This window comes from Allohoeflea poritis, assembly GCF_027889715.1.
Taxonomy (GTDB): domain Bacteria; phylum Pseudomonadota; class Alphaproteobacteria; order Rhizobiales; family Rhizobiaceae; genus Hoeflea_A; species Hoeflea_A poritis.
The window spans coordinates 37,468-61,252 of record NZ_JAPJZH010000004.1 but is presented as its reverse complement, the minus strand read 5'-3'; the positions used below and the strand labels follow the sequence as shown (position 1 = coordinate 61,252).

The window sequence follows — 23,785 nt, the reverse complement described above, 5'->3', positions numbered from 1 at the left end:
TGGTTGTTGGTTTATGATATGATCAACTAGAAGTTCGTTTCAAGTTTTGTTGACATCGCCGTACGCGGTGTTCTTTGAGGATTATTAACAATGTGTGGTGTCACCGGTTTTTTTGCTGGCTGCGAACTGGCAGAACTGTGCCAGGGCGGGCGCGGAGCCTGCAGTCTGATCGACGGTCCGGACGCACTTTTTGATTGGCACCGTAGGGCGGCCGTGCGCAATGCGCCGCGCTACATGCTGAACGAAGATGACATTGGAGACCATCTATTCCCGCAGAAACTGGCTCCTGTGCTTAAGCATCCACGCGTGCGTCAACTAGATGGTGAGCACATTTGCGGGCTGTTAAACAACCACTTGTTTCGCTATTTGGATTTCACCGCCAAGCTTGAGATGGCGGTGGTCAATGATGTGGTTAAGGATATCGCCTTTGGCCACATGCCGATGCCGCTAGACGATCTGGCGATCTTGGCGGCCCATAAGATCTATGTGGATGAGGCTTTTCACGCGCTGATGTCAGTAGATTTGCTTCAACAGGCGCAGCAATTGTTGCAGGTTGAGGCGATCTTGCCCAAAGCGCCACGTTTCCTGCGGGAGCTACGAGGGCATCTGAGTGCGGCTAAGAGCGAAGAAGAACGGCGGCTGATCCGCCTTTTCTTTGTGATCGTGTCAGAGACGCTGATTACAAACTCGCTGACTGATATCCGTCAGGATCGCAACTTACCCGTGGCTGTGCGTAAGACGCTTGCGCAGCACGCCAAGGATGAAGCGGCACATCAAAAGTTCTTTCTTGGCCTTTTGCGCGGTCTGTGGCCGGTGCTGAGGCCCTCTGATCAGGCGTTCTGCCTTTTGCTTATCCCCAGGTTCGTCCATGCCTTCGTCGCACCGGATTATCAAGCAATGGCCTCCGAGCTTCATGCATTTGGCTTGTCGCTGGATGATGCACAGATCGTGATCCGGGAAACCTATGAGGCTAAGGTAATCGACCAGTTTGCCCAAACCTGTTCCAGTGATCTTGTTCTGCTGATAGAAGAGCTGACCAGCACACAGACAAACGAAGCTTGGCGGCTGTTTCGCCAGACAGGCGGTTTGGCTGCATGATCTTCTGATCAGGTGGGCGGCTAAGAGCCCGACGCCTGCGAAAGCGCTTTGGGGCCTATCAACACAGCCACTGAGTAGCGATTTCGGCTAAGTATCTGTTGTGAATATAATAACAGCAGGGCCACACGCTTACCTTCATTCTCATTTGCCCGCTCAACGAAACACTGTGTGGATTTAGTACCCGCTCGCGATCAACGATATCGTCTTTGTCGCTGAAACCGAGCGCAAATGGCAGACTTTTCAGCCCCACTTTGGCAAATGGCGCACCACCTACATGCCAACGGGCCAAAAACAGAACCTTCAATGACCGCTTTGCGACGCGGGCCCCAGACATCCAAGCATCTCGCAGCCGTAAGTAGTATGGACTCGGAGCGGGACTTCGCTCAGCTACACACCAGGGCTGGCGTTGCCACCGAGGTACCAAGATTTACACCGCCTTCGAAAGCTATGTGAGTTTTCCACCTCCATACCAATACATTTTGCCTACGCGCATAATCTAGAAGTCCGCGCCAAATCAAACGCATGTTGACTTACCGTACTAAAGTGACACTGCAGTATCCCGCTGAGGCTCGTAGCTAATTGCCGAAACTCTGATCCAGCAATCGAGCCCAGCGCAGACTCTCATGAATCTCTACGAGGTTGTTGACGGTCTGAACACATTTGCGCGGGTTCCTGCACGTCGCGTAAAAAAAGCTAGTAGGCTCGGTTTGCCACTGAAGAAAATCCGACTTAAAGCCCAGACATTTCTGACTGCTGACAACTCTATTGAGGTGAGCATCTAGTGCATGAGTTCAACAATCAAAGTGCAAAATTGGCTTGAACTGTCAGAGGCGCATTAATTGTGACAGACCCTACATGTCACCAACTGCAGCTTGAGATTCGGTATACCCCAGTGCTTTCTGAAGCTCCTCGACCGAATAAGTTCATGGTACGCTGCTGATTTGAGGGATGTGCTGGACGCATGAGCGGTTGACCGTCGGGCGGGGCTGCTACGTTCACATTCTAGCGCCCAGAACCGGTATCTGTTTTCACCATCGATCTGGTATTCGATGCCATAGAGAGCATCTGGAATGATTTGGGTTTCAATCTTGCGTTTGATCATAGGGAAGCTTTTGGACGGCAATATCGTAACCGGAACTGACAACGGATTTGCAGCATCTTTTGTTCCCTTCGGCGCCTTGGTCATGATTTCATCGAATGGCACGAACCGCTGGTTGGGCTCTTGCATCGTGACCAACTCGATGCTGGTGAGGGTCTCGATGATCATCATGGTATGGAGAAATTGCGGATTATAGGAGTAACGCGATCTACGCGAGAATGTCACGGCACGGTGCGGCAGCAGTCCATTTGATTCGAGATACGCGACACCTGCATTGCTGATTTCGTAGAACATCGGACTCGAACGGGCGTCAAACCAATGATGCCGGAGCGCCGGCCGATTTATGTATCCAGTTTCGTGAAACAGATCACCCAGACGTTCTACAAAGCGTTTCTTCGATTTCGGCTCGATGAGCATCTGTAGATGTGATTGCCGCAAATACCGATACCGATGCAGCCAACGCAAGATATCTATGTCCCGCTGGCCAAACACCATGCGTTTTCCGGTGCGGGTTTGCTTGAAACGTGATCGACGGCCGAGAGAGTCGAAAGGCATGTTGGAGGGCTCCCTTTTGAGGTGTTAACCCTCAACAAGCAGAGTTTTCCGGCGGCGTCACCGAGCGATATATGCTGCTATGATCAGCAGCGACGGACGATGTTGATCAATGATGAGACGCGTTTTTTGCAATTTTTTTAACTTACCAGGCCTGAGGCTCCCCATCATCCAGTTCATCCGGCTCTTCTGCGGTTGTTTTCACTGGATCGGCACCAGTGTCAATTTCTGAATGGTGGACAGCATAACGCTGCCGTATCATGTCCCTTTGGAGGTCTCGCTCCTCATCGGACATTCTTGGCAATTGCTCCAATTGCCCTGGTTCGATTGCAAGAGAAACCGCCCGTTCAGTTTGTCCTTTGATGAAGGCAGCGAAAGCAAGCCTGGATTGCTTCTCAATGAATGCGGCATCGGTGCGTAAATCATTCGCCAGCGCTCGTGCGTCCTTGGCGGAAACCCCACCGGCAAACTTGATTGCGGTATTGGCTGCGATGGCTTCATGCAGCTTACCATCCAGTTGTCCCAAGAACTGATGCGCCAGTACCATCCCCACATTGTATTTGCGTGCCTGGCTCAGGATGATGCCGATGTTGCGATCGAAGTAGTCATTGGCCTCATCAATGTAGACGAATGTGGGCAAACGATCCTCAACCTTCAGCACCGCCCGTTCCTGGGCTGCCTGGGCGATCATGGCAATGAAGAACCGACCGAAAATCTCAGTACCGCTTTCTTTTAAGAGATCCTTGGCGGTGTTGATCAAGATCACCTTGCCGGCATTCATTTCGGAAAACAGGTCAAGCTTGCTCTTTGGATGCGAAAACATCCGCTCGAAGGTCTGGTTTTCCAAAATGCCGTAGAGGCGGCGCAGTACTTGGCGCTTTGTGCTGGAAAATTCCTTGCCATTGAACTCGTTCTCGAAGAACGCACGGGCTGAGCCCTGCAGTTTTTCGATATGGCTGCGGTACCGATCATAGCCGCCATCTTCCAGAAGTTCGCGTAAGGTATGAATGGTTGCACCGGGAATGTGGAGCAACAGCCGGGTGATATATCTGAAAATGACGGTCTGTTTCTGCGTCATTCCAGCATCAAGCAGGGAGCCAAGGACAAAATCATAAAGCTCCAGAATGCTGTTGGTCAGTCGCTCTCGATCGAGCTGCGAGTATTGGTCGAGACGATTAAGACCAACATCAAACAGATTGAGTGCCACGGGCCACTCAAGGTCGGTTGGATCGATCAATACAAGCCGATCCGACAGCGGCTGTCCCGGTGCAAAAAGCTCCAGTCTCGCGATATTGTTGATAAGGTCGCTTTGGCTGTCCATCAAGATAATCGAGGCTTCACCGGCCGCCACGGCTTCAAGGTCGTGCAGGATGAGATGTTGGAGGGTCTGGGTTTTGCCGTGTCCCGAACCGGCCACGATATGCTGATGCTCAAACCGCGTTTGCTGCGGCAGGCTGATCGACAGCGGATAGTCAAACAACTTAAGCAGCGGTGTTCCATCAAGATAGGCTTCCGGCACCCTCTCGTCGATAATGGAGGACTGCCTGGTGGGAAGATTCGGCGTTCGTATGCTGTCCTCATCACCCGGTACACCGCCGGACGCATTATGAAGGTTGTAGTCGAGACGCTCTTTAAGATGCGGCGTGAGTGCCAGCGGTTCCAGATCGGGAGCAAACGGCACCTGCATCATGTGTTCAACGGTTTCCGGAACCTGATACAGCAGATCCAGAAGGTTGACTTCAAAGGAAATATCGCTGGAACCGGAATCAACTGCACGAAGAAGTTCTGGATGCTGTCCGATCAGTGGCTGAATGAGCGTGCCAAGGAACCCCACTGCCAGTGTCGAAACCTCGTCCAGGTGATCGAAAATTGTTTCCACGCGCTTCAGTTGGTCTTCCAGTTTCCAGAGGTCCGACCGGTTCAACTCAATGGTTGCAGAAAAATCCGGAACTGCAAACCAGCCTTCATAGTCGATGACGTCAAACATGATGGCGGCTAAGTGGTCCCGAAACGGACTTTCAATTTGACCGCCGCAATCGACGATAACGCCGTCGGCCACAGCGACGGCAAATGCATAGCGACCGGCTTCAGTATCTAGACTCCGGGCGCGCAGCTTCCAGCGCAAAGCCTCCGAAAGCGTGTGGGCGCCGCGCGTATCACGGTTAAGCCCAATTCCCGCAAATGTTCGCCGGATGCTTCGCGATACGCGGCCCGGAATATCCCATCCTTCAAAGATGGGACGAAAGCTCATCTATGTAGTGCCTTTAATACGGCCTGCTTGGCTTCTTCTTTTTTCAGCGGCGGAATTGGAAGCGCCTCACGGTCATGCCAGTGTTTAGCACTTTCAAGGACCTGCCGCAGGAAGCCGCAGATATATTCAAGATAGGCTTCCTTTTCGATCAGCGCGACGATGCTATCACAACGGAACTTGCGGCCACCTGTCAGCAGCTCGCTGACGATGATCTGCTCACGCAGTGTCTTGAAATAAACTCCAGTCATTACGAGTGTCACTAGGATCGCCAGTCCCAGGGCAGTTGAAAAACTGGCAATAAACCAGATGACCACGAAAGTTATCAGGCCAAGAAACAAGGCCGGACGGAAACTTTGCTTGAGATCCTCGATCGGATCACTGATCACCAATGGCGCTTTGGTCAGATTGTATTTCTGAAGCAGCGCTTCTTCTTCCTGGTCAAGCTCGAGAGTCGCGTGAAGTGTAAAGGTCACCCCGCTACCAACTCGTAATGGTATCAGCGAAAAGATCGAAGCGGCATTCTGATCCCGATCGAGTAATAGATTCATTCCACCCTCCCGCCCGGCAAAGAAACCGTTTGTTTCTCTGTGATTCCTGACACTTTCTCCAGGTTGAAAAGTACCGCTATGTTCAACTATAGGCAACAATGAGGATCGGAATAACTGTTGAATGCTTGGGGATACCGTATCCCCCTGCCTATCCCCCAAGAAAAACAGTCGAAACAAAAAAGAGGACTGGTGTTACCACCAGTCCTCTTCGCTCTCACCAAAGGAGAGTCAGACTTGTTGATCACGGGCGTCGATGCGTTCCTGGAGCCAGTCCAGCACTTCCTCCTCAATCCATCCGACCCGGTTGCAGCCCAGCTGTACCCTCTTGGGGAATTGGCCGGCAGCCTCCAGGCGCGCAATGTGTTGGGGAGAATACAGAACCATCTCCTTCACTTGACGCTTGCTCAACAGTTTCATCACGAATACTCCTCAAGTTGAGGAGCATCGCGATGCCCCGGGGTTGATGCCCTAGGGTGAAGGGAATGTAGCAGATCAACAGAAAGGGTAAAATTTTGGAGACACTTGCAAATCGAGTTAGTGATCATGTTGGCTTAGTACGCCCAACAAGTATCGACAGAACTTAAGTGCGTAGGCGCGCGCGCTGCCGTATCCGAGCGTAAAGCTGAAGTTGGTCTTCGTGCTCTAGCTCCACGACAACAGCATAGTTCTGCCGGAGTTCTTGTTCCGCTGCCCATCCTCCAACACAACGCACCACAAGATAATAGTCTGCCCCATATTGCGATGTTGCTTGCGCGAATTTCACGCTTGAGGTTTGCAAAGTATTGCGGTCTCGGCGCATGGGCCCCGGCTTCAATGCACAATTGTACTTGCTGTCGATGTCTGGAGCGCTCGTATCTTCTCCGGCGTGAGTGCGGAAATGCTCAAACACGTCGTCGACCGGACATCCTCGTATCAAACGATAGTTCATACGTGTCCCGACATATTCTGCGCGGGTGCGTTTCACAGGAGGATCGAACGCCAAGGACACATGGATCCAGCGACGCCCGATACCTTGGAACTCAGCGGGTATTGGCACGTGATAGACGGCAAATTGGTCTATGCCAAGGCTGTCCTCGGCGTATAGAACCACTCGGTGGTCATCGGAAAAAGCGGCTGTGGCCGGATATACCAAACCGTTGCCGTAGATCTGATCCTGTTCAGTCTCAGGCACGCCATTCAAGCGGCGTAAGGCCGCTTCCGGCACTCTTGCAGAGCTTGCCATAAGTGCTTTCAACAGATTGGCAGATGCGCCCGGATGATAACGCAAGATTTTTGCAGCTTTGTTTGCGAGATGCGGAGCAGAGAATGATGTTCCGGTTTTGCTAACAAGCGCTTGCCGAAGGAAATCCGCATTGGTTGTCAGCAGCCCAGCATTTGGTAGGGTGGGGGCACGCTGCAGACGCGCCGCAACACCATCGAAGACGAGTGTGCCGCCATAATCCACGAAGTCAGGCTTTTTGATGCCGCCTGCGCCAGGTCCTGATCTGGAAAAAGGAGAGGGCTCACCAGGTTCGGTAATGGCTTGAGTATGCGCATCGAACAGATGCTGTGGTCCGAGACCGTTTGAGTGCGCGATCGAACCGACAGTAAGTGCATTCACGGCCCCAGCAGGTTCGCAAATACGATTACCGTTTTCGAGAAGGTATTGGGGATACTGTGTGATTGCCTGTTCGAGCCGCGTGCCACCACGTGGGTCTCGGTTGCCTGCGGAGACAAGAATAAGGATATCGAGCTCGCGTGCTAGCTCGTCCAATGTCGCAGCCCATGGCCCGACGCGACCACGCTCGAATTTCGCCTTGATGTCCCCAAGCGAAAGAACAAAGATTCGGCAATCGTAGTCCTGTCTCAGCCGTTCTATTGCAATACGCATCTGCGTGGGCAAGGTACGTCGATCATAGAATTGTGCTTGGTCAGTGACGACTTTGGCTGAAATGATTCGCGCAGCTGGTTGAAGCTCAGGTTCATCGAGTTGGTTTCGCAGATCGCCAAATACGGCCACTCCTGCAACCGCCGTCCCGTGGCCGTTCACGTCCGCTTGTCCGAGTTCTGCTGGAAAGGCTTCCCGCACGACAATAGTATCGACAAGCAGTGGATGGTCGTTCACACCCGTGTCGAGAACCGCAATAACCGGAAGATCGTCTGGTAGTGCCGCGACAGGCGGCACATCATCGATCACAAATTCCTCCGGTGGATCGGTGGTAATGTCCGGCACAGGTGGAAAGTCCACGAAAGCGACCTGAGGTATTGCCAGAATGGGGAGAATTATGCTTCCACGGGCGTTAACGCGGATGATCGTGATCGAAGGCCCGCTGTAGTGGTCATAGAGTTCGCCATCCTGATCCTCAACCCACTCGATGATAAGTTCGGCAAGTGCGCGCCGTGCGGCCTGTGGACCAAATTCCCAAAGCTCTATGTCGATGACATATTCGGTGTCGTCTTGGAAATCATCGACTTCAACAAACCCCTCTTCTTTCGCACGGACGCCAAGACGATCTCTCGGCTCAATCGTTCCGACATCGCCGATTCGATCGATGAATCCGGCATATCTACGATTTTGCTGACCGTCTGGGATGGGACCGTCATATGCATCGAGTCGTGCGCGGAAGTCTTCCAAGTCGTCAGTCGAGGCGAAGAGCACAAGAGTGTTGTCGTCATCTGTAGATAGGACCGTTAGGCCGAGGCCCTCCCAATCCTGCTCCATCGTAAGACCGCTCATTTGAACGCGAAGGATTAGCGCAGGATCCACAAAACGCGGGGGCCGTTGCTGCGCCCTTTGTTGCTGGATAACTGTGTCCACTTCCTGCCGAACGCGACGTCCATGCCCACTGCCACGGTGCGGAGCTGCAGGCGCTCTTCCTGTTTTTCGTCGTTCAAAATTCTGGGGAAGGCGCACCAAAGGCAGGTGTTGGTGTTGAGCCAAAGTTCATCTCACGGCTTGCTGGTTAATTTGCGAATGCGCATTCTGCGCCGGTCAGCGTAGCGAATGGCGTCACGGAAATGCTTTTTTGAGATGGATTTTCTGCGATCTAGAAGAGATAGTTTTTTTGCCTGATTGCAGATCTTCTCAAGCTCTGCATAGGAATAATCCATAGTGCCCTGCACCATATCTTCGATCTCGAAATCAAGTTTCGAATTCTTGAGTGCGTTCGTGAGGTACTTCCGTGTCATTGTTTCGTCAGGGTGATCGAACCACACAACCTCGTCGAAACGGCGCCATAGGGCGGGGTCAAGCTGCCCATCCAAATTTGTTGCCGCTATCAGAAAACCGCCTGGCTGTATCTGATCGATAAAGATGAGAAGTGAATTCACGACGCGTCTCAACTCACTGTGATCACTTCCTTCCTCGCGGGAACGGGCGATTGCATCGAATTCGTCAAAAAAGAGAACACACGGCTGCCTGCGTGCAAATTCAAATGTTTTTCGGATGTTTGTGGCTGTCTCGCCTAGGAATGAGGAGATTAGTCGGTCAAGCTTAACGTGGAAGAAAGGTAGTCCGAGTTGGCCAGCGAATATCTCGGCGCACAACGTCTTACCAGTTCCTGGCGGGCCACAAAACAGCAGCTTCGATCGCACGGGCAGGCCGTGTCGCTTGATAAGGTCAGACTTGCGGAATTCATCGATCAGGCCCTTGAAGAGACTAATGTTCTCCGCACTCAACTGAATGTCTTGCGGGCTGTAGCGAGGTTCGACGCGCTGAATAAACTCGTTCGCTTCATCGGGAAACGGGACCAGCCTGCTAAGGTTTTTTGGTTCTTGCGTGCTTGCAACCGTATCGAGTGCCTTGCGAAGACCGCGTGCCAGCACCTTATTGTTCTTTTTTTCTTCTTCGACAATGATTTGCTCTACGACGGACCGAAACTCCTTGTCCCGCCCATAGTTGAGCAATAACTTTTTCATTAGTTCACCACGAGCCATGAACACCCTCCATTGCCCCGATTCTAGCGTAAGTTGTTGGCGTGAACCACATAATATTCGGTTAATCCGACGGATTTCAAACGGTCTCATTTGCATTGGAAGATGTCCAAGTCCATCTGTGACCAATCGCCTCAAGCCACGTGGTCCAATCGATTGAGTCGTCTTGGTTGGCAGAATATCTACTTTTGCTGCTCACCTTGTGTAACTACATTGCAGGCGCGACGGGCTGTTTGCAGCCAAACTGAAATCTCTGGTTTGTGTAACTAATCCTCTTGAAATTCATCCAGTAGATCCGCCCATATTTGCATAAGCTCAACTCGCTGATCCCAGTACGTCGAGCGGTTGTATGTTCTCCGAATTACATTCTTATCCTGATGAGCAAGCGCGGCTTCGATTACGTCTGGATCATGTCCCCGTTCATTGAGTATGGTGCTAGCGGTCACTCGGAAGCCATGGGCAGTGACTTCTTCCTTCGACCATCCCATTCGCCTAAGAGCAGAATTGAATGCATTTTCAGAGAGCCATTTGCGGTTTGAAACCAGCGACGGGAACAACAATTCCACACCATCGATCGTCGGCCAGTTTGCTTCCACAATCGCCATTGCCTGCTTGGACAACGGCACCTTGTGTTCACGGCGCATCTTCATGCGTTCTGCCGGAATGCTCCAAACCCGTTTCTCCAGATCAAACTCACCTTTCTTAGCGCCTCTGGTTTCCCCGGGGCGTGTCATAGTGAGTATCTGAAATCGCATGGCGTCCACGATAATCTGCCAGCCAGTGAATTCATCAAAGCTGTGCAGCAATTTCCCGAACTGCTTTTCATCGGTGATTGCTGCACGGCCGGTAACCTTAGGTGGTAGCAGAGCATCCCGCAGTGGAAATGTGGGGTCATTCTCAGCTCGCAACGTAACGATGGCCAAACGGAATACTCCCGACAATGCCCCGCGCATCTTTTTGGCGGTCTCTCGTCGCCCACTTTTTTCGATGCTCTTCAGGAGGTACAGAAGTTCGGCAGATGTGATGTCGTTGATCGGTCTGTTATGGATGGGCTTAGCAAGGTCCAGCAAGTACCATCTCTTCTTACGCATCGTCGCCGGCGCCAACTCACGCTCCGACATGCTTTCGATATATTCTTCAGCGACCAGTTTGAATGTAGTCCGGGAAGCCAATTCAGCTTCCAATTTATCAAGTTTCTTTTGTGCCGCCGGATCGGTGCCTTCGGCAAGAAGTTCGCGTGTTTCATCCCGCTTTCGTCTGGCCTTTGCGAGGGAGACAGCTGGATACGCGCCGAGGCTTAGCAGCCGCTCTTTGCCCATATAGGAATATTTTTGCCGCCACAGTTTTGAACCGCCGGGATTGACCATAAGGAACAATCCGAGCGCATCATACATTTTGTATGGCTTTTCGCTGGGTTTGGCCTTGCGAATTGCGAACTCGGAAAGGGCCAAGTGGGGTATCCTTTCACATATTTGCTGCGGATACCCCAAATCCGTACCCCAGAATCTTGGGCGAAATGGGGGTATCGCATGTTTTGCTATGTTCAACAGAACAGCACAAAAATGCTTAAAAATCAATCGATAAGAGCAGCTATGAGAAGGATGAGTGGTGCCCAGAAGAGGACTCGAACCTCCACGACCTTGCGGTCACCAGCACCTGAAGCTGGCGCGTCTACCAATTCCGCCATCTGGGCAATCAAATCGTGCCGGCGTGATGTAAGGCGGTGGCCGGTTTCTGTCAATGGTTTATTTGGCGGCCGCGCGGCCGGCGTCAGAGCAGGAACGGGAAGCCGCCTTCGTGCTTGAGCAGCTGGATTTTCGTCTCAACGCCGCCGGCGCCGGAAAAGCCGCCGAGGCCGGTAGCCGAAAGCACCCGGTGGCACGGAACGATGATTGGGATCCCGTTGGCGCCGCAGGCCTGGCCGACCGGCTGGCCATAGGTGTCGAGCTCTTTCGCGATGTCGCCATAGGTGCGCGTCTCGCCATAGGGAATGGCAAGCATCTTTTCCTGCACCTGGCGTTCGAAAGGACTGCTCGAGAGTTCCAGCGGCAGGTCGAACCGGGTGCGCTTGCCGTCGAAATAGTCGACAAGCTGCCGGGCCGCCTCGCGCAGTAGTTCGGTCTCTTCCGTCGGCGTGTAATCCGACGTCTCGCGACCCCACAGGAGCCGTGTGATCCGCCCGTCGCGCGCAATGACGACGACAAGGCCGATGGGCGTCTCCACATGAGCGACATGTTCGACCGTATTTGCTGGGGCCGACGGGTCGGGGGAGGCGGCTTGCGAGAGATTCGTCATGGGGCGAATCCTGCCCCTGGCCGCAGCCCGTGTCAATTCACAGGACGTCATCCGTTCGCCGTTGAATTATACTGCCATTTCCGCAGCTTAGACGGGCGGTCCAACCGGGTGTTGAAAGGTCTTCAACTTTGGTTAGTAACCCAAATATTTCAACAAGTTATATTAATCACGGTTACCCTTAGTTTTGTCCAGAAATGATCCTGAACGGGCCTTTTTTCCTCCCATTTGAAACCACAAATCGGGGCCAGTCTTTTCCCTGTCCGGCGGGGCCGGGCGGACGGATCGCCTCCCAAGCAGTTTGATCCGTTCTGTAAAGTACAAGGAGAGTACCGATGAAGAAGCTTCTTTTGGCGATGGGCCTTTCGACATTCTCGATGGCCGCTTCGGCCGCGATGGTCGATTTCAACACCGCCGATGCCGATGGCAATGGCGCAGTGACGATGGAAGAAGCAGCGGCAGCACTGCCGGAAGTCTCACCTGACGCCGTAGCGGCGGCAGACAGCAACGGGGACGGGGTCCTCACGGTAGCCGAATACGAAGCGTTGGCCAGCCAGTAATTGGCGCTACCCCTCTCACATGTTCCCTACGGGCAATATTAGGAACATGTGTGCAACTGGCTGACCGGCGCTTTTGCCGGGACCCCCGCTATGGTTTTCCATGGCGGGGGTTTCTCGTTTTTGGCGCTCACGGCCGTACCGCCGCTGCGCGGCTGGCCTGCGCGGGCGCGCCGCAAAAGCGGCGACGGCCGGTCGGCCTTGCGAAGCGCTCCGCGCTTCGGGTCCTTTTCCCTTGCAAGATTATCGAGGTAAGAGATTTCGGTGCGAAGCACCGCAAGCGCGACTGCGCGTCGGGCCCAGTGGCCCGCCCTCGCGGAGCATAGGCCCGAAGGGCCGCTCATGCGTGAGCGCAAAATAAAATTGCCATCTTTGATGACTGGTACGGCGCGTGAGTGGAAACAACCCAGCCATCCGAAGGCCCGCTCATGCGTATGCTAAAGCAAACCACCAAACGCACGCGACTGCGTGCCGCCGCTTATGCGGCGCCCCGTCCGGAGGTTAGCGGCGAAGCCGCGCTCAACCGTGAGGACAAAAAGAGCCCTCAATCATCCTTCATTTTCAGTGCCGCGATAAAGGCTTCCTGGGGGATGTCCACCTTGCCGAACTGGCGCATGCGCTTCTTGCCGGCCTTCTGCTTTTCAAGGAGCTTGCGCTTGCGGGTCGCGTCGCCGCCATAGCATTTCGCGGTCACGTCCTTGCGCAGCGCCGAGATCGTCTCGCGTGCGATGATCGAGCCTCCGATGGCCGCCTGGATGGGAATCTTGAACATGTGCCGCGGGATGAGGTCCTTGAGCTTTTCACACATTTCCCGGCCGCGCTTTTCCGCCGCCGCCCGGTGCACCATCATCGACAGCGCGTCGACCGGCTCGCCATTGACCAGGATCTGCATCTTGACGAGGTCGCCGGTCCTCAGTTCCGTGATCTGGTAGTCGAAGGAGGCGTAGCCCTTGGAGATCGATTTCAGCCGGTCGTAGAAGTCGAACACCACCTCGTTGAGCGGCAGGTCGTAGGTCAGCATCGCCCGCGCGCCGACATAGGTCAGCTCCACCTGGATGCCGCGCCGATCCTGGCACAGTTTGAGGATCGGGCCGAGATATTCGTCCGGTGTCAGGATCGTCGCGCGGATCCACGGCTCATGGATCTCGGCGATCTTGACGACGTCGGGCATGTCCGCCGGATTGTGCAGCTCGCGCTTGGATCCGTCCGTCATCACCAGCTCGTAAACGACCGAGGGTGCGGTGGCGATCAGATCGAGGTCGAACTCGCGCTCCAGCCGTTCCTGGATGATTTCCAGGTGCAACAGGCCGAGAAAGCCGCAGCGGAAACCGAAGCCGAGCGCCGCGGACGTCTCCATTTCGAAGGAAAAGCTGGCATCGTTCAGCCGCAGCTTGCCCATTGCGCTGCGCAGATCCTCGAAATCGGCGGCATCGACGGGAAAAAGCCCGCAAAAGACCACCGGCTGGGCCGGCTTGAAGCCCGGCAGCGCCTTCTCCGTCTGGCGCTTGTCCTCGGTGATGGTGTCGCCGACACGCGTATCGGCCACCTCCTTGATCGAGGCCGTGATGAAACCGATCTCGCCCGGCCCGAGCCCGTCGACATTGGCCATCTTCGGGGTGATCACGCCGACCCGGTCAATGAGGTAGCGGGCGTCGGTTCCCATCATGCGGATGGTCTGGCCCTTTTTCAGCACTCCGTCGATCACCCGCACCAGCACGATCACGCCGAGATAGGCGTCATACCAGCTGTCGACAAGAAGCGCCTTCAGCGGCGCATCCGCATCGCCCTCGCGGGGGGCGGGCAGGCGCTGCACGATGGCCTCCAGCACGTCGGGAATGCCCTGGCCGGTCTTTGCCGAGATCTCGATGGCGTCCGACGCGTCGAGCCCGATCACTTCCTCGATCTGCTCCTTGACCCGCTCCGGCTCGGCCGCCGGCAGGTCGACCTTGTTGAGCACGGTGACGATCTCGTGGTCGTTGTCGATCGCCTGGTAGACATTGGCGAGCGTCTGTGCCTCTACCCCCTGGCTGGCGTCGACGACGAGCAGCGATCCCTCGCAGGCCGAAAGGCTGCGCGAGACCTCGTAGGCGAAATCCACATGGCCCGGCGTGTCGATTAGGTTGAGGACATAGGTCTCGCCGTCACTGGCCTTGTAGTGCAGGCGCACCGTCTGCGCCTTGATGGTGATGCCGCGCTCGCGCTCGATATCCATATTGTCGAGCAGCTGGTCCGACATCTCCCGGTCGGCGAGCCCGCCGGTCATCTGGATCAGGCGGTCGGCAAGGGTCGACTTGCCATGGTCGATATGGGCGACAATCGAGAAATTGCGGATTCGCGAAAGCGGAATGCGGGATGATGCGGTCATGGCACGCCCTATAGATCAAATCATGGGGCGGTGAAAAGCCATTTCGCGCATCGGCGCGCAATCGCCCGAAAGATCCCTCAGCGGCCGAAGAGGCGGTCCCGGTTGCGCCACAGGCCGGCAATCGCGAGCGCTGCGGCCAGCGGCCACGCAATGAGCGGCAAATCGGCAAGCAGCGCGCCGCCGGACCGCACGGTGGCGGCGGAAAGATTCACGGCGAATTCATGCATGATGCGGCCCGGCATGAAGCTGAAGGCGCCGGCGATCAGCAGGGCTCCGGCATAGGTCGAGATCATGGTCCATCTGTGGCTGCGGATCCGCCCTTGCCGGGCGAAGCGGATTGCCAGGGCAAGGAAGACGAGCGTGGCGACCGACAGGATGTGGATCGGGCTCCAGGGACCCCACACGTTCAGCTCGTGAATGGCGAAGGACGACACGCACACCACCACCATCAGGAGCACCCACATCCGCCCGGCCAGACGATGCGCCCGCGTGCCCTTGCGGCGGGCAAAGACATAGACGCCAAGAAGCGTGGCGGCGACGGCCGCATAGACATGGATCTGGATAGCCGGCGAGGCTTGAAGCAGCGGGTCCAATGAACATTCCTTCCTGTCGTGAACGGGGTTTGCGCGGTTGCCATTGCCGTTTGCCCCGCTAGACTCGTGAATTGAATCACTGTTTCGCCAAAGGTCCTGATGCTTCGTGACTGACCGCTCCCTGCAATTCACGCTTCGCGAATGGTGGCGGTTCGTCAGCGCACCGAAGACCGCCGTTGTGGTCGCCGCCGCCGGTCTGGTTCTCGGACTTTCAGGACCGTTCGGTACCTATGAAGTGATGCATCCGCTGGCCCGGCTGGTGTATTGGGAACTGACCGCCTTCCTCACTTTCGGCGTCGGATGGCTCAATGCCCGGCTGATCGCCGAACACACGCCTGCCCGCAAACTCGGTGTCCTGCCGGCCTACGCCGTTGCCGGCCTGATCGGCGGCATCCCGATCTATGCCGTTGTCGAGCTGATCAATCTGGCCGGCAATATCGGTGCGCCGCAGGATCTGCAGAGCCGCGCGATCCTGTTCGTCTATTGCACGGCCTTCAATTTTTGCATGTGCATGCTGGTGGCATGGCTCTATAGCAGTGCCGTCAAGGCGCTGCCGCAGGAAACGGAAAACGCGGCGCCGAGACTTCTCAGGCGCCTGCCCATCGGGCTGCGCGGGCCTTTGTCGCACCTGTCCATGCAGGACCACTACGTTGAGGTCGTGACCGACCGGGGAAGCCAGCTCGTGCTGATGCGCCTTGCCGATGCGATTTCGGAGACGCGGCCCGTCCCCGGCCTGCAGGTTCACCGCTCGCACTGGGTTGCGCTCGAGGCCGTGGCGCGCACGCGGCGCGAGAAGGAACGCTATGTCGTCGAAATGAAAGGCGGCGCGGTGCTGCCGATCAGCCGCTCGCATGTGCAGGCGGCACGCGCGGCCGGATTGCTGCCGGCCGGCTGATTCTGCCGCTATTCCTGCGGCTGCGTTTCTTCCGGCCCGTGCGCCTGCAGCGCCGCGGCTTCCTGTGCGTCGGCGCCGTCCTCGCCCGCCTGAGGCGCGTGCCAGTTGAGCTGCTTGTAGTCGAAGCCGTGTTCCAGCGTCGGTTTGACCACGCGGAAATAGGGCGAGAGGTCGAAATCGCGCGGCGTGTAGAGCGAGTGGTGCCGGATATGAAGGATCTCGCGCTGCGAATAGGTTGATTGCGCGCTCATATGGCCGGGCACGCGGTGAATTTCCGGCAGGATCGGATAGCGCACCGACTGGAAGGCCTGGGCAAGCAATGACGAGCAGATCGCCCGGGTCGGATCGCCCGAACCGAAGGAGAGCATGCGCCGCCGCCAGCGCACCGGCACCGGCGGTGTCGGGAAGAAATAGCGCAGCATGTCGAGGATGTTCTTGGTGTCGTATTTCATGCCGATGCGCGAGATCATGTATTCGACGACGGCGCGCCGGTCGTCGCCGGTCAGGCCCACGGGCCGGCAGATGCGCGTATTGTAGGTGGTGTATTTGTTCAAGGGAACGGCGATGCAGCCCTTGCCGAGCACCACTTCGACAAGCTGCAGCCTTTCGCTTCCCTCCTTGGGATTGCCGCAGGCATCGCCGACGAACATTGCCGCATGCGACCAGGTCGACTGGGTCAGATATTTGATCGCCGAGGAGATTTTCTGGTTTCCCTCGACCAGGAGCACGTCGCCCGGCTGAAGCGTGCGCTCCAGCGTTTCGGCATCGGACGGCGTATAGGGCTCGTAACCGGACGTTTCGGAGCCCAGGCGCTCGGCGACAAACCGGCCGATCCTGTCGAGCAGCGTGTCCTTGGCCGTCACGATTTTCGCGTCGTTCTCCATATTTCCACTATTTGGTGCCGCGCGCGCGATATCAAGGGCTTTGGCAACGCGCCGCGACAACTCTTGTTGAGAGCGACGGGCACAGACCTCACACGAAATTCAGCTGCGACATCGCCGATCTTGACCGTGCGGCCTACCCGACTATTTTAGAATTATTCTAAAATAGGACGATCAACCATGCTGAGCCGTATCACCGGAGCCGTGCGCCGCTCCTTTTCTTCGCTGAGCGAACAGGAAATCCTCGCCCTTGCGATATCGTCCGAAGAGGATGACGGCCGCATCTATCTTGCCTATGCCGACGCCTTGCGGGACAGCTATCCGGCATCGGCGGAGATTTTCGAGGAAATGGCAAGGGAGGAGAACGATCATCGCCGAAGGCTGATCGAGCTCTACCGCAAGCGCTTCGGCGAACGCATTACGCTGATCCGCCGCGAGCATGTCCGCGGCTATATCGAACGCCGCCCCCTGTGGCTGACGCAGAACATGTCGATCGAGAAGATTCGCGACGAGGCCGAGCGCATGGAGCGCCAAGCCTGGCGCTTTTATCTTGAGGCAGCCCGGAAGACACAGGATGCGGCGACCCGCAAGCTGCTGGGCGACCTGGCCGCCGAGGAGCACGAGCACGGTTCCATGGCGCATGGTCTGGCCGAGACACACGCACCGGAAGATGTCCGCCAGAAGGAAGCCGGCATCGAGCGGCGGCAGATGATCCTGACCTATATCCAGCCGGGCCTTGCCGGCCTGATGGACGGTTCGGTGTCGACGCTCGCGCCGATTTTCGCCGCCGCCTTCGCCACCGGAGACACCTGGCAGACCTTCCTTGTCGGCCTTGCCGCCTCCATCGGCGCCGGCATATCGATGGGTTTCACGGAAGTCGCCTCCGATGACGGGGTGATCTCGGGCCGCGGCGCGCCCATCAAGCGTGGTCTGGCCACCGGGATCATGACGACCGTTGGCGGTCTCGGGCACGCGCTGCCCTATCTGATCCCGCATTTCGTCCTGGCGACGACCATCGCCATCGCCCTGGTTTTCGTCGAACTGTGGGCGATCTCCTGGATCCAGCACCGCTTCATGGAAACGCCCTGGTCGCGCGCGATTTTCCAAGTGGTGCTCGGCGGCGCGCTGGTATTCGCCGCCGGACTTTTGATCGGTACAGCCTAGTCGGTACCGTAAAGGTTTTCGAGCGCCTCGCGCCGTGCCCGCAGCGTTGTCTGTGCCGGAACGTCCTCCGGGTCGGCGGGTCCGGCGTCCGGGGCTTCGATGCAGTTGCCGCCGTCTTTTGTTGCCGCCTCGGCGCGCTCGTCGGCAAGCATCATGATCCGCTCGCCGTCGCGCATCTCCCGGTCGGCCTGGGCAAGGCCGATGCTGACGCTGCTCCAGTCCGCGCCGCCATCCTGCGCGGCCGGGTCTGTCCTGATGGCGCGCATCAGCCGCTCGCAGGCGCGCGCAGACGATTTGCCGTCGGTGTTCGGAAAGACGATCGCGAAGCGGTCCTCGGCGGTCCGGCCGATACTGTCATAGGCGCGTGTTTCGCGGACCATGATCTCGGCCAGCCATTTCAGCAGGTGGTCACAGGCGGCATCGCCGCGATCGGTGCTGATCTCGTCGTAGCGGTCAACCTTGACCACGGCGACGGAAAGCGGTGTATGAAAACGCCGGTAGCGGTTGAATTCCGCATCGAGAATATCGGTCAGATACTGCGAATTCGGGACGCCCGTCAGGCTGTCGACCAATGACTGCGACATGAGCCGCCTGTGGGCGAATTCGAAGTCGCGGATACTGAGCATCGCCTGGATCTTCTCGCCCTCGACCACCGGCATGTGGCGGATTTTCTTCTCCACCATCAATTCGTAGATATCGTCCATGGGATCGTTGGGCCCGCAGGTGATCACGTCCGTCGTCATGATGTCGGCAACGGATTTGCCGAAATAACGGTCCTGGAATTTGACGATGGAGCGAACCAGGTCACGCTCCGAGAGAATGCCGAGTATCCTGTCGCCGTGCCCGACGACCGGCAGCGCCCCGATATTATAGGCGCACAGGATGTGCGCCGCGTCGAAGAGGCTCTGATCCGGTTGAATTGATTTCAGTTCCAACTGGTATTTCTGCGTAAGCAGTTCCGAAATGCGCATATATATCCCCCGCCCGGAATAAGGTTGCGGGTAAATCGTGCGTAATTTTCATTAACAATAGGTGCATCAACGGCCCGATATTCTGCGGGTCGGACCGTCGGAAGCTGCAAGGAGATATCGCCGGATAATCAAAACGCCGGAAACGGCGCGCTCAATGGATCTTATTCGCCCGGGATCGAGCCGACCATCAGTTCGTCGCCATTTTCGATGTCGACCCAGCGGCCGGCATGGAACGATGCCTGGCGCTTCAGATAGGTATAGGGCGTTTCCGTCCAGACCTTGACCTCGTCCTCCAGATTGTCGAGCACGAAATCGCCGTCGGCGGTGCGCAGCGTCAGTACCGCGTGCCCTTCGCCATTGGGCTTGCGGACGACAGTGATCAGAAGATCGGAGGCCGAGAAACCGCGCTCGATCAGCATTGCGCGCTTGAGCAACACGTAATCCTCGCAGTCGCCGACCACATCCGGATAGGACCAGACTTCTTCGCGGCCGTGGATCTCGTAGTCGGTCATGGGCAGGACGGCGTAATTGACCGATTCATTGACGTCGTGCACCACGGTCCAGCCGAATTCGGTCACGCGCGGCGGCGCCGTACGCGTTCCGCTGCCGCGGCATTCCTCGCGGTTGCGCTTGCAGAATTCATAATGCCCGATGGGCTGCGAGGTGATTTCCCCCACGACCATGGACGAGCCGATCGGCTGCGCCGCCATGACGATCGGCGTAGACGATACTGCGACGAGGCAGCCCGCAATCATGGCTCTGACAATCACGCCCTTCATAGACGGCCAGTCCCTGTTCAGCCCTTGTTATCCTTAACAAACAGTTAACAGGGCTAAGGGGACTCAAGTCAACAAACAAACCGACCGACTTGGAATTATGGTTACCAAAGCCGTGGGCGAGTGTTGCATTTTGATCAGTCCTGCAGCATTTGCGCGGCGGCGTTGAGCAGCAGCGCGATGTCCTGGGACCGTGAAAGCCTGTGGTCGCCGTCGCGCACCAGCGTCAGCACCACATCGTCGGCCGGCAGGTGCTCGATCAGCCGCAATGCGTGCGAATAGGGCACATCCGGATCCTCCATGCCCTGGATGATATGCACCGGACAGCCGGTCTCGATCATGCCTGTCATCACCCGGTTTTTGCGCCCGTCCTCGAACAGCGCGCGTGTGAAGACATTCGGGTCCGGCCCGTAGGGCGTCTCTTCCTCGTAATAGCCTTTTTCCTCAAGGTCGCTTCTTTGCGCCTCCGTCAGCAGCGGCTCATGCAGGTCGCTGGTGAAATCGGGCGCAGGCGCGAGCAAAAGAAGGCCCAGGATCCGGTCAGAATTGCCTGTTTTCCGAAGTTCCTGGAGCATGCGCAGGGCAATCCAGCCGCCCATGGACGATCCGACGAGGATCTGCGGGCCGGTGGTGCTGTGCGCAAAGACCGCAAGGCTCTCCTCCAGCCAGCGCGAAATGGTGCCCAGCTTGAAGTCGCCGCCGGATTCGCCGTGGCCCGAATAGTCGAAGCGGGTGCAGGCGTGGTCGTGTTCCCCTGCCCATCGGTCAAGTTCCACGGCCTTGGTCCCGGCCATGTCGGATCGGTAGCCGCCGAGCCAGACGATGCCGGGCCGGTCGGCCGGTCCGGTCCGGTGCCGAACGGCGATGTTGCGGGCCTCCGCCCCGGTGCCGACTTCAATTTGCGTTGCTGTTTGTGTCATCGTGTTTTCCCGCTGGCGATCCTGTGCGCCGGTACATCCGGCCGACGCGGATTTACCGTCCAGGAGGCCGATCGTAAACCGTAACGACCGCGTATGCAGGGGCTGAAGGCCAATCGCTGGTGATTTTTTTGGCAAGTCATGCTATTGACTTGCGGGCGGCGATGGTGACATTGCCGCTTTGGCCGACACGTCCATGGCGTGTGCGGCCGATTTGCGTAGCCAGTGACGAAACGAACCCAGAGACGAAACAGCCAAGGAGTTTACGGCCATTCGCAGACCATTCAGAGCGCCGCCACCCACCAATACAGGGCCGCGCGCCAACGCAGACATCCGGGCCGCCCGGGTGCAGCTTATCGACGACGAGGGGAACAACCACGGTGAGGTTGATATCGAAGAAGCCCTGAACGTGGCCCAGGACGCCGGACTTGATCTCGTGGAGATCTCGCCGAACGCCACGCCGCCCGTTTGCAAGGTCCTCGATCTCGGCAAGCTCAAATACCAGACGCAGAAGAAAGCCGCAGAGGCCCGCAAGAAACAGAAGACCGTCGAGGTCAAGGAAATCAAGATGCGGCCCAACATCGACACCCACGATTACGAAGTGAAGATGAAGGCGATGAACCGCTTTTTCGACAGCGGCGACAAGGTCAAGGTGACCCTGCGTTTCCGCGGCCGCGAGATGGCCCACCAGCAGCTCGGCATGCAGCTGTTGCAGAAAGTCAAGGAAGACACCGTCGACATCGCAAAGGTCGAAGCCGAGCCGAAGCTCGAGGGCCGGCAGATGATGATGGTTCTCGCGCCCAAATAAAGTTCGACACAGACGCGGAACGGCCGGAAATCGGCGCACAAGCCGCTTGCGCTCGCGCGCAATGGCCGCTATAAGGCCGCGTCCGAACCGTCCGGCAGGGCATGCCGTGGCGGTTTCGAATGCAAAACCAGTCCCCGAACGATCATTCGACAGGACCCCGAAAGGGCGAACGGTCGGCGTCGTTCAAAAAGGTCAGCCGGCAGGGTCCGGCAAGCCGGGGCGAACAACAAGCGGTCCGTATCGGCGGACCAAAATGGAGAAGCAAAATGCCCAAGATGAAGACGAAATCGTCTTGCAAGAAGCGATTCAAGCTGACCGCTTCGGGCAAGGTCAAATCTGCCGCCGCCGGCAAGCGCCACGGCATGATCAAAAGATCCAACAAGTTCATTCGCGATGCACGCGGCACCATGGTTCTTTCCGAGCCGGATGCCCGCATTGTGAAGAAATACATGCCCAACAGCCTTTAGGGCCAGCCAGAGCATTCAAGGAGCTTAGATCATGGCACGCGTTAAACGGGGTGTGACCGCCCACGCAAAACACAAGAAGGTCCTGGCCCAGGCAAAGGGCTATTACGGCCGCCGCAAGAACACGATCCGCGCGGCCAAGGCCGCTGTCGACCGTTCGAAACAATATGCCTACCGCGACCGCAAGGTCCGCAAGCGCAATTTCCGCGCCCTGTGGATCCAGCGCATCAACGCCGCGGTCCGCGAGCACGGCCTGACCTATGGCCGCTTCATCGACGGCCTGAACAAGGCCGGCATCGAGGTCGACCGCAAGGTTCTGTCCGATATGGCGATCAACCAGCCCGAGGCCTTCGGTGCGCTGGTTGCCAGCGCCAAGGCGTCGCTCGCCTACCTCAAAGACACCACACCGAATGCTTTTGAAAGCGCTGTCCGCTAAGCCAGCGTTTTCCCAAAGCATGACATGACGAGTTTGGGAAACCCGCGCTGGCACGGCCGGCGCGGGTTTTTTGATGAAAAGATGCTGAACAGCAACGGTTCAACAGGAACAGGAACGATGAGTGATCTGGAAGAACTCGAACAGTCGATACTTGCAGACATAGCCGCCTCGGACAGCGAGCAGGCGATCGAAACCGTGCGCGTCTCCGCGCTCGGCAAGAAGGGCAGCATCTCCGAGAAGCTCAAGACGCTCGGCAAGATGAGCGCCGACGAACGCAAGGTCATGGGCCCGGCGATCAACGGCCTGAAGACCCGCGTCGCCGATGCGATCACCGAGCGCAAGGCGGCGCTGCATGACCTGGCCATCGAGGCGCGGCTGGCAAGCGAGACCGTCGATGTCACGCTTCCCGTGCGCCGCTCGCCCGCCGAGGTCGGCCGCATCCATCCGATCTCGCAGGTCGTCGACGAGATCACCGCCATTTTTTCCGATATGGGTTTCTCGATCGCCGAGGGCCCGGACATCGAGACGGACTATTACAACTTCACCGCGCTGAATTTCCCGGAAGGCCATCCGGCGCGCGAGATGCACGACACCTTCTTCTTCCGGCCGGACGCGGAGGGCGAGCGCAAGCTGCTGCGCACCCACACATCGCCGGTTCAGATTCACACGATGGAACGGCACAGCCCGCCCTACCGCATCGTCATTCCGGGCAAGACCTATCGCTGCGACAGCGACGCGACCCATTCGCCGATGTTCCACCAGCTCGAGGGTCTGGTGGTCGACAGGACGACCAATGTCGCCAACCTCAAATGGGTCCTGCAGGAATTCTGCAAGGCCTTCTTCGAGGTGCCGCATATCAACATGCGCTTTCGCCCGTCCTATTTTCCGTTTACCGAGCCGAGCCTCGAAGTCGACATCCAGTGCGACCGTTCCGGCGCGGAAGTCCGCTTCGGCGAGGGCACCGACTGGATGGAGATTCTCGGCTGCGGCATGGTCAATCCAAATGTGCTGCGCAATGTCGGCCTCGATCCGGACGAGTACCAGGGCTTTGCCTGGGGCATCGGCATCGACCGGCTCGCCATGCTGAAATACGGCATGCCGGACCTGCGCGCCTTCTTCGACGCCGACGTGCGCTGGCTGAACCATTACGGATTCCGGCCGCTTGACGTACCGACGCTGTTTGCCGGCCTGTCCGGCTGAACGCAC

Annotated in this window: 22 protein-coding genes and 1 tRNA gene; 8 read left to right on the top strand and 15 right to left on the bottom strand. The window is 57.3% G+C overall.

The window, feature by feature from the left end; translation table 11 throughout:
• The first annotated feature begins 90 nt into the window (after window positions 1-90).
• Window positions 91-1,098 (top strand): diiron oxygenase, encoded by a 1,008-nt coding sequence (locus OOZ53_RS07700; RefSeq protein WP_271088839.1) that lies wholly within the window; start codon window positions 91-93, stop codon window positions 1,096-1,098.
• 835 nt (window positions 1,099-1,933) lie between these two features.
• Here the strand turns inward: OOZ53_RS07700 and OOZ53_RS07695 are convergent.
• From OOZ53_RS07695 to OOZ53_RS07655, 9 genes are all read right to left on the bottom strand, one after another.
• Window positions 1,934-2,752, bottom strand: a complete 819-nt coding sequence (locus OOZ53_RS07695; protein WP_271088838.1) for a replication-relaxation family protein — start codon at window positions 2,750-2,752, stop codon at window positions 1,934-1,936.
• 142 nt (window positions 2,753-2,894) lie between these two features.
• Window positions 2,895-5,000 (bottom strand): type IV secretory system conjugative DNA transfer family protein, encoded by a 2,106-nt coding sequence (locus tag OOZ53_RS07690; RefSeq protein ID WP_271088837.1) that lies wholly within the window; start codon window positions 4,998-5,000, stop codon window positions 2,895-2,897.
• Window positions 4,997-5,548: a hypothetical protein gene (locus OOZ53_RS07685; RefSeq protein WP_271088836.1), complete on the bottom strand. Its 552-nt coding sequence runs from the start codon at window positions 5,546-5,548 to the stop codon at window positions 4,997-4,999. The genes OOZ53_RS07690 and OOZ53_RS07685 overlap by 4 nt, the downstream gene beginning before the upstream one ends.
• A 228-nt stretch (window positions 5,549-5,776) precedes the next feature.
• Window positions 5,777-5,965 (bottom strand): helix-turn-helix transcriptional regulator, encoded by a 189-nt coding sequence (locus tag OOZ53_RS07680; RefSeq protein WP_271088834.1) that lies wholly within the window; start codon window positions 5,963-5,965, stop codon window positions 5,777-5,779.
• A 163-nt stretch (window positions 5,966-6,128) separates the two neighbouring features.
• Entirely contained in the window at window positions 6,129-8,162 is a 2,034-nt protein-coding gene (locus OOZ53_RS07675) for a S8 family peptidase (protein WP_271088833.1), read from the bottom strand.
• 314 nt (window positions 8,163-8,476) lie between these two features.
• Entirely contained in the window at window positions 8,477-9,463 is a 987-nt protein-coding gene (locus tag OOZ53_RS07670) for an AAA family ATPase (protein WP_271088832.1), read from the bottom strand.
• Between the two features lie 263 nt (window positions 9,464-9,726).
• Window positions 9,727-10,911 (bottom strand): tyrosine-type recombinase/integrase, encoded by a 1,185-nt coding sequence (locus tag OOZ53_RS07665; RefSeq protein WP_271088831.1) that lies wholly within the window; start codon window positions 10,909-10,911, stop codon window positions 9,727-9,729.
• Between the two features lie 155 nt (window positions 10,912-11,066).
• Window positions 11,067-11,153 (bottom strand) — tRNA-Leu (locus tag OOZ53_RS07660).
• Between the two features lie 77 nt (window positions 11,154-11,230).
• The gene (locus OOZ53_RS07655) at window positions 11,231-11,755 is read right to left on the bottom strand and encodes a methylated-DNA--[protein]-cysteine S-methyltransferase (RefSeq protein WP_271088829.1); all 525 of its coding nucleotides are present in this window, start codon (window positions 11,753-11,755) and stop codon (window positions 11,231-11,233) included.
• A 332-nt stretch (window positions 11,756-12,087) separates the two neighbouring features.
• On the opposite strand from OOZ53_RS07655, the gene OOZ53_RS07650 reads away from it, so the two are divergent.
• The gene (locus OOZ53_RS07650; protein ID WP_271088828.1) at window positions 12,088-12,312 is read left to right on the top strand and encodes a hypothetical protein; all 225 of its coding nucleotides are present in this window, start codon (window positions 12,088-12,090) and stop codon (window positions 12,310-12,312) included.
• A gap of 541 nt (window positions 12,313-12,853) precedes the next feature.
• On the opposite strand, the gene lepA is transcribed toward OOZ53_RS07650, so the two are convergent.
• Both lepA and OOZ53_RS07640 read right to left on the bottom strand, forming a co-directional pair.
• On the bottom strand, window positions 12,854-14,674 hold the full coding sequence (gene lepA, locus OOZ53_RS07645; protein WP_271088826.1) for a translation elongation factor 4: 1,821 nt from the start codon (window positions 14,672-14,674) through the stop codon (window positions 12,854-12,856).
• A 77-nt stretch (window positions 14,675-14,751) separates the two neighbouring features.
• Window positions 14,752-15,267 carry a DUF2306 domain-containing protein gene (locus OOZ53_RS07640; RefSeq protein ID WP_333780589.1) on the bottom strand — a complete coding sequence of 172 codons (516 nt, stop codon included), beginning with the start codon at window positions 15,265-15,267 and terminating at the stop codon, window positions 14,752-14,754.
• A gap of 106 nt (window positions 15,268-15,373) precedes the next feature.
• Here OOZ53_RS07640 and OOZ53_RS07635 point away from each other — a divergent pair, with 106 nt between their 5' ends.
• A complete protein-coding gene (locus tag OOZ53_RS07635; protein ID WP_271088825.1) occupies window positions 15,374-16,162 on the top strand; it encodes a LytTR family DNA-binding domain-containing protein in 789 nt (262 codons plus the stop codon).
• Window positions 16,163-16,170: 8 nt separating this feature from the next.
• On the opposite strand, the gene OOZ53_RS07630 is transcribed toward OOZ53_RS07635, so the two are convergent.
• Window positions 16,171-17,046: a YiiX/YebB-like N1pC/P60 family cysteine hydrolase gene (locus tag OOZ53_RS07630; RefSeq protein WP_271088823.1), complete on the bottom strand. Its 876-nt coding sequence runs from the start codon at window positions 17,044-17,046 to the stop codon at window positions 16,171-16,173.
• Between the two features lie 177 nt (window positions 17,047-17,223).
• Here OOZ53_RS07630 and mbfA point away from each other — a divergent pair, with 177 nt between their 5' ends.
• Window positions 17,224-18,207 (top strand): iron exporter MbfA, encoded by a 984-nt coding sequence (gene mbfA, locus OOZ53_RS07625; RefSeq protein WP_271088821.1) that lies wholly within the window; start codon window positions 17,224-17,226, stop codon window positions 18,205-18,207.
• Here the strand turns inward: mbfA and OOZ53_RS07620 are convergent.
• The 3 genes from OOZ53_RS07620 to OOZ53_RS07610 form a co-directional block, all read right to left on the bottom strand.
• Window positions 18,204-19,178, bottom strand: a complete 975-nt coding sequence (locus OOZ53_RS07620) for a CBS domain-containing protein (RefSeq protein ID WP_271088819.1) — start codon at window positions 19,176-19,178, stop codon at window positions 18,204-18,206. The genes mbfA and OOZ53_RS07620 overlap by 4 nt on opposite strands.
• 161 nt (window positions 19,179-19,339) lie before the next feature.
• Complete coding sequence (locus OOZ53_RS07615; protein ID WP_425499118.1) at window positions 19,340-19,957, bottom strand: transglutaminase-like cysteine peptidase; 618 nt, start codon at window positions 19,955-19,957, stop codon at window positions 19,340-19,342.
• Window positions 19,958-20,091: 134 nt separating this feature from the next.
• Window positions 20,092-20,874, bottom strand: coding sequence for an alpha/beta hydrolase (locus tag OOZ53_RS07610; RefSeq protein ID WP_271088818.1), 783 nt, complete (start codon window positions 20,872-20,874; stop codon window positions 20,092-20,094).
• 268 nt (window positions 20,875-21,142) lie between these two features.
• Between OOZ53_RS07610 and infC the strand changes: the two genes are divergently transcribed.
• The 4 genes from infC (at window position 21,143) to pheS (ending at window position 23,779) form a co-directional block, all read left to right on the top strand.
• On the top strand, window positions 21,143-21,679 hold the full coding sequence (gene infC / locus OOZ53_RS07605; RefSeq protein WP_271089185.1) for a translation initiation factor IF-3: 537 nt from the start codon (window positions 21,143-21,145) through the stop codon (window positions 21,677-21,679).
• A 266-nt stretch (window positions 21,680-21,945) separates the two neighbouring features.
• Window positions 21,946-22,146, top strand: coding sequence for a 50S ribosomal protein L35 (gene rpmI / locus OOZ53_RS07600; RefSeq protein WP_271088817.1), 201 nt, complete (start codon window positions 21,946-21,948; stop codon window positions 22,144-22,146).
• Between the two features lie 31 nt (window positions 22,147-22,177).
• Window positions 22,178-22,579: a 50S ribosomal protein L20 gene (gene rplT / locus OOZ53_RS07595; RefSeq protein ID WP_271088815.1), complete on the top strand. Its 402-nt coding sequence runs from the start codon at window positions 22,178-22,180 to the stop codon at window positions 22,577-22,579.
• A gap of 117 nt (window positions 22,580-22,696) precedes the next feature.
• Entirely contained in the window at window positions 22,697-23,779 is a 1,083-nt protein-coding gene (pheS, locus tag OOZ53_RS07590; RefSeq protein ID WP_271088813.1) for a phenylalanine--tRNA ligase subunit alpha, read from the top strand.
• The last annotated feature ends 6 nt before the right edge of the window (window positions 23,780-23,785 follow it).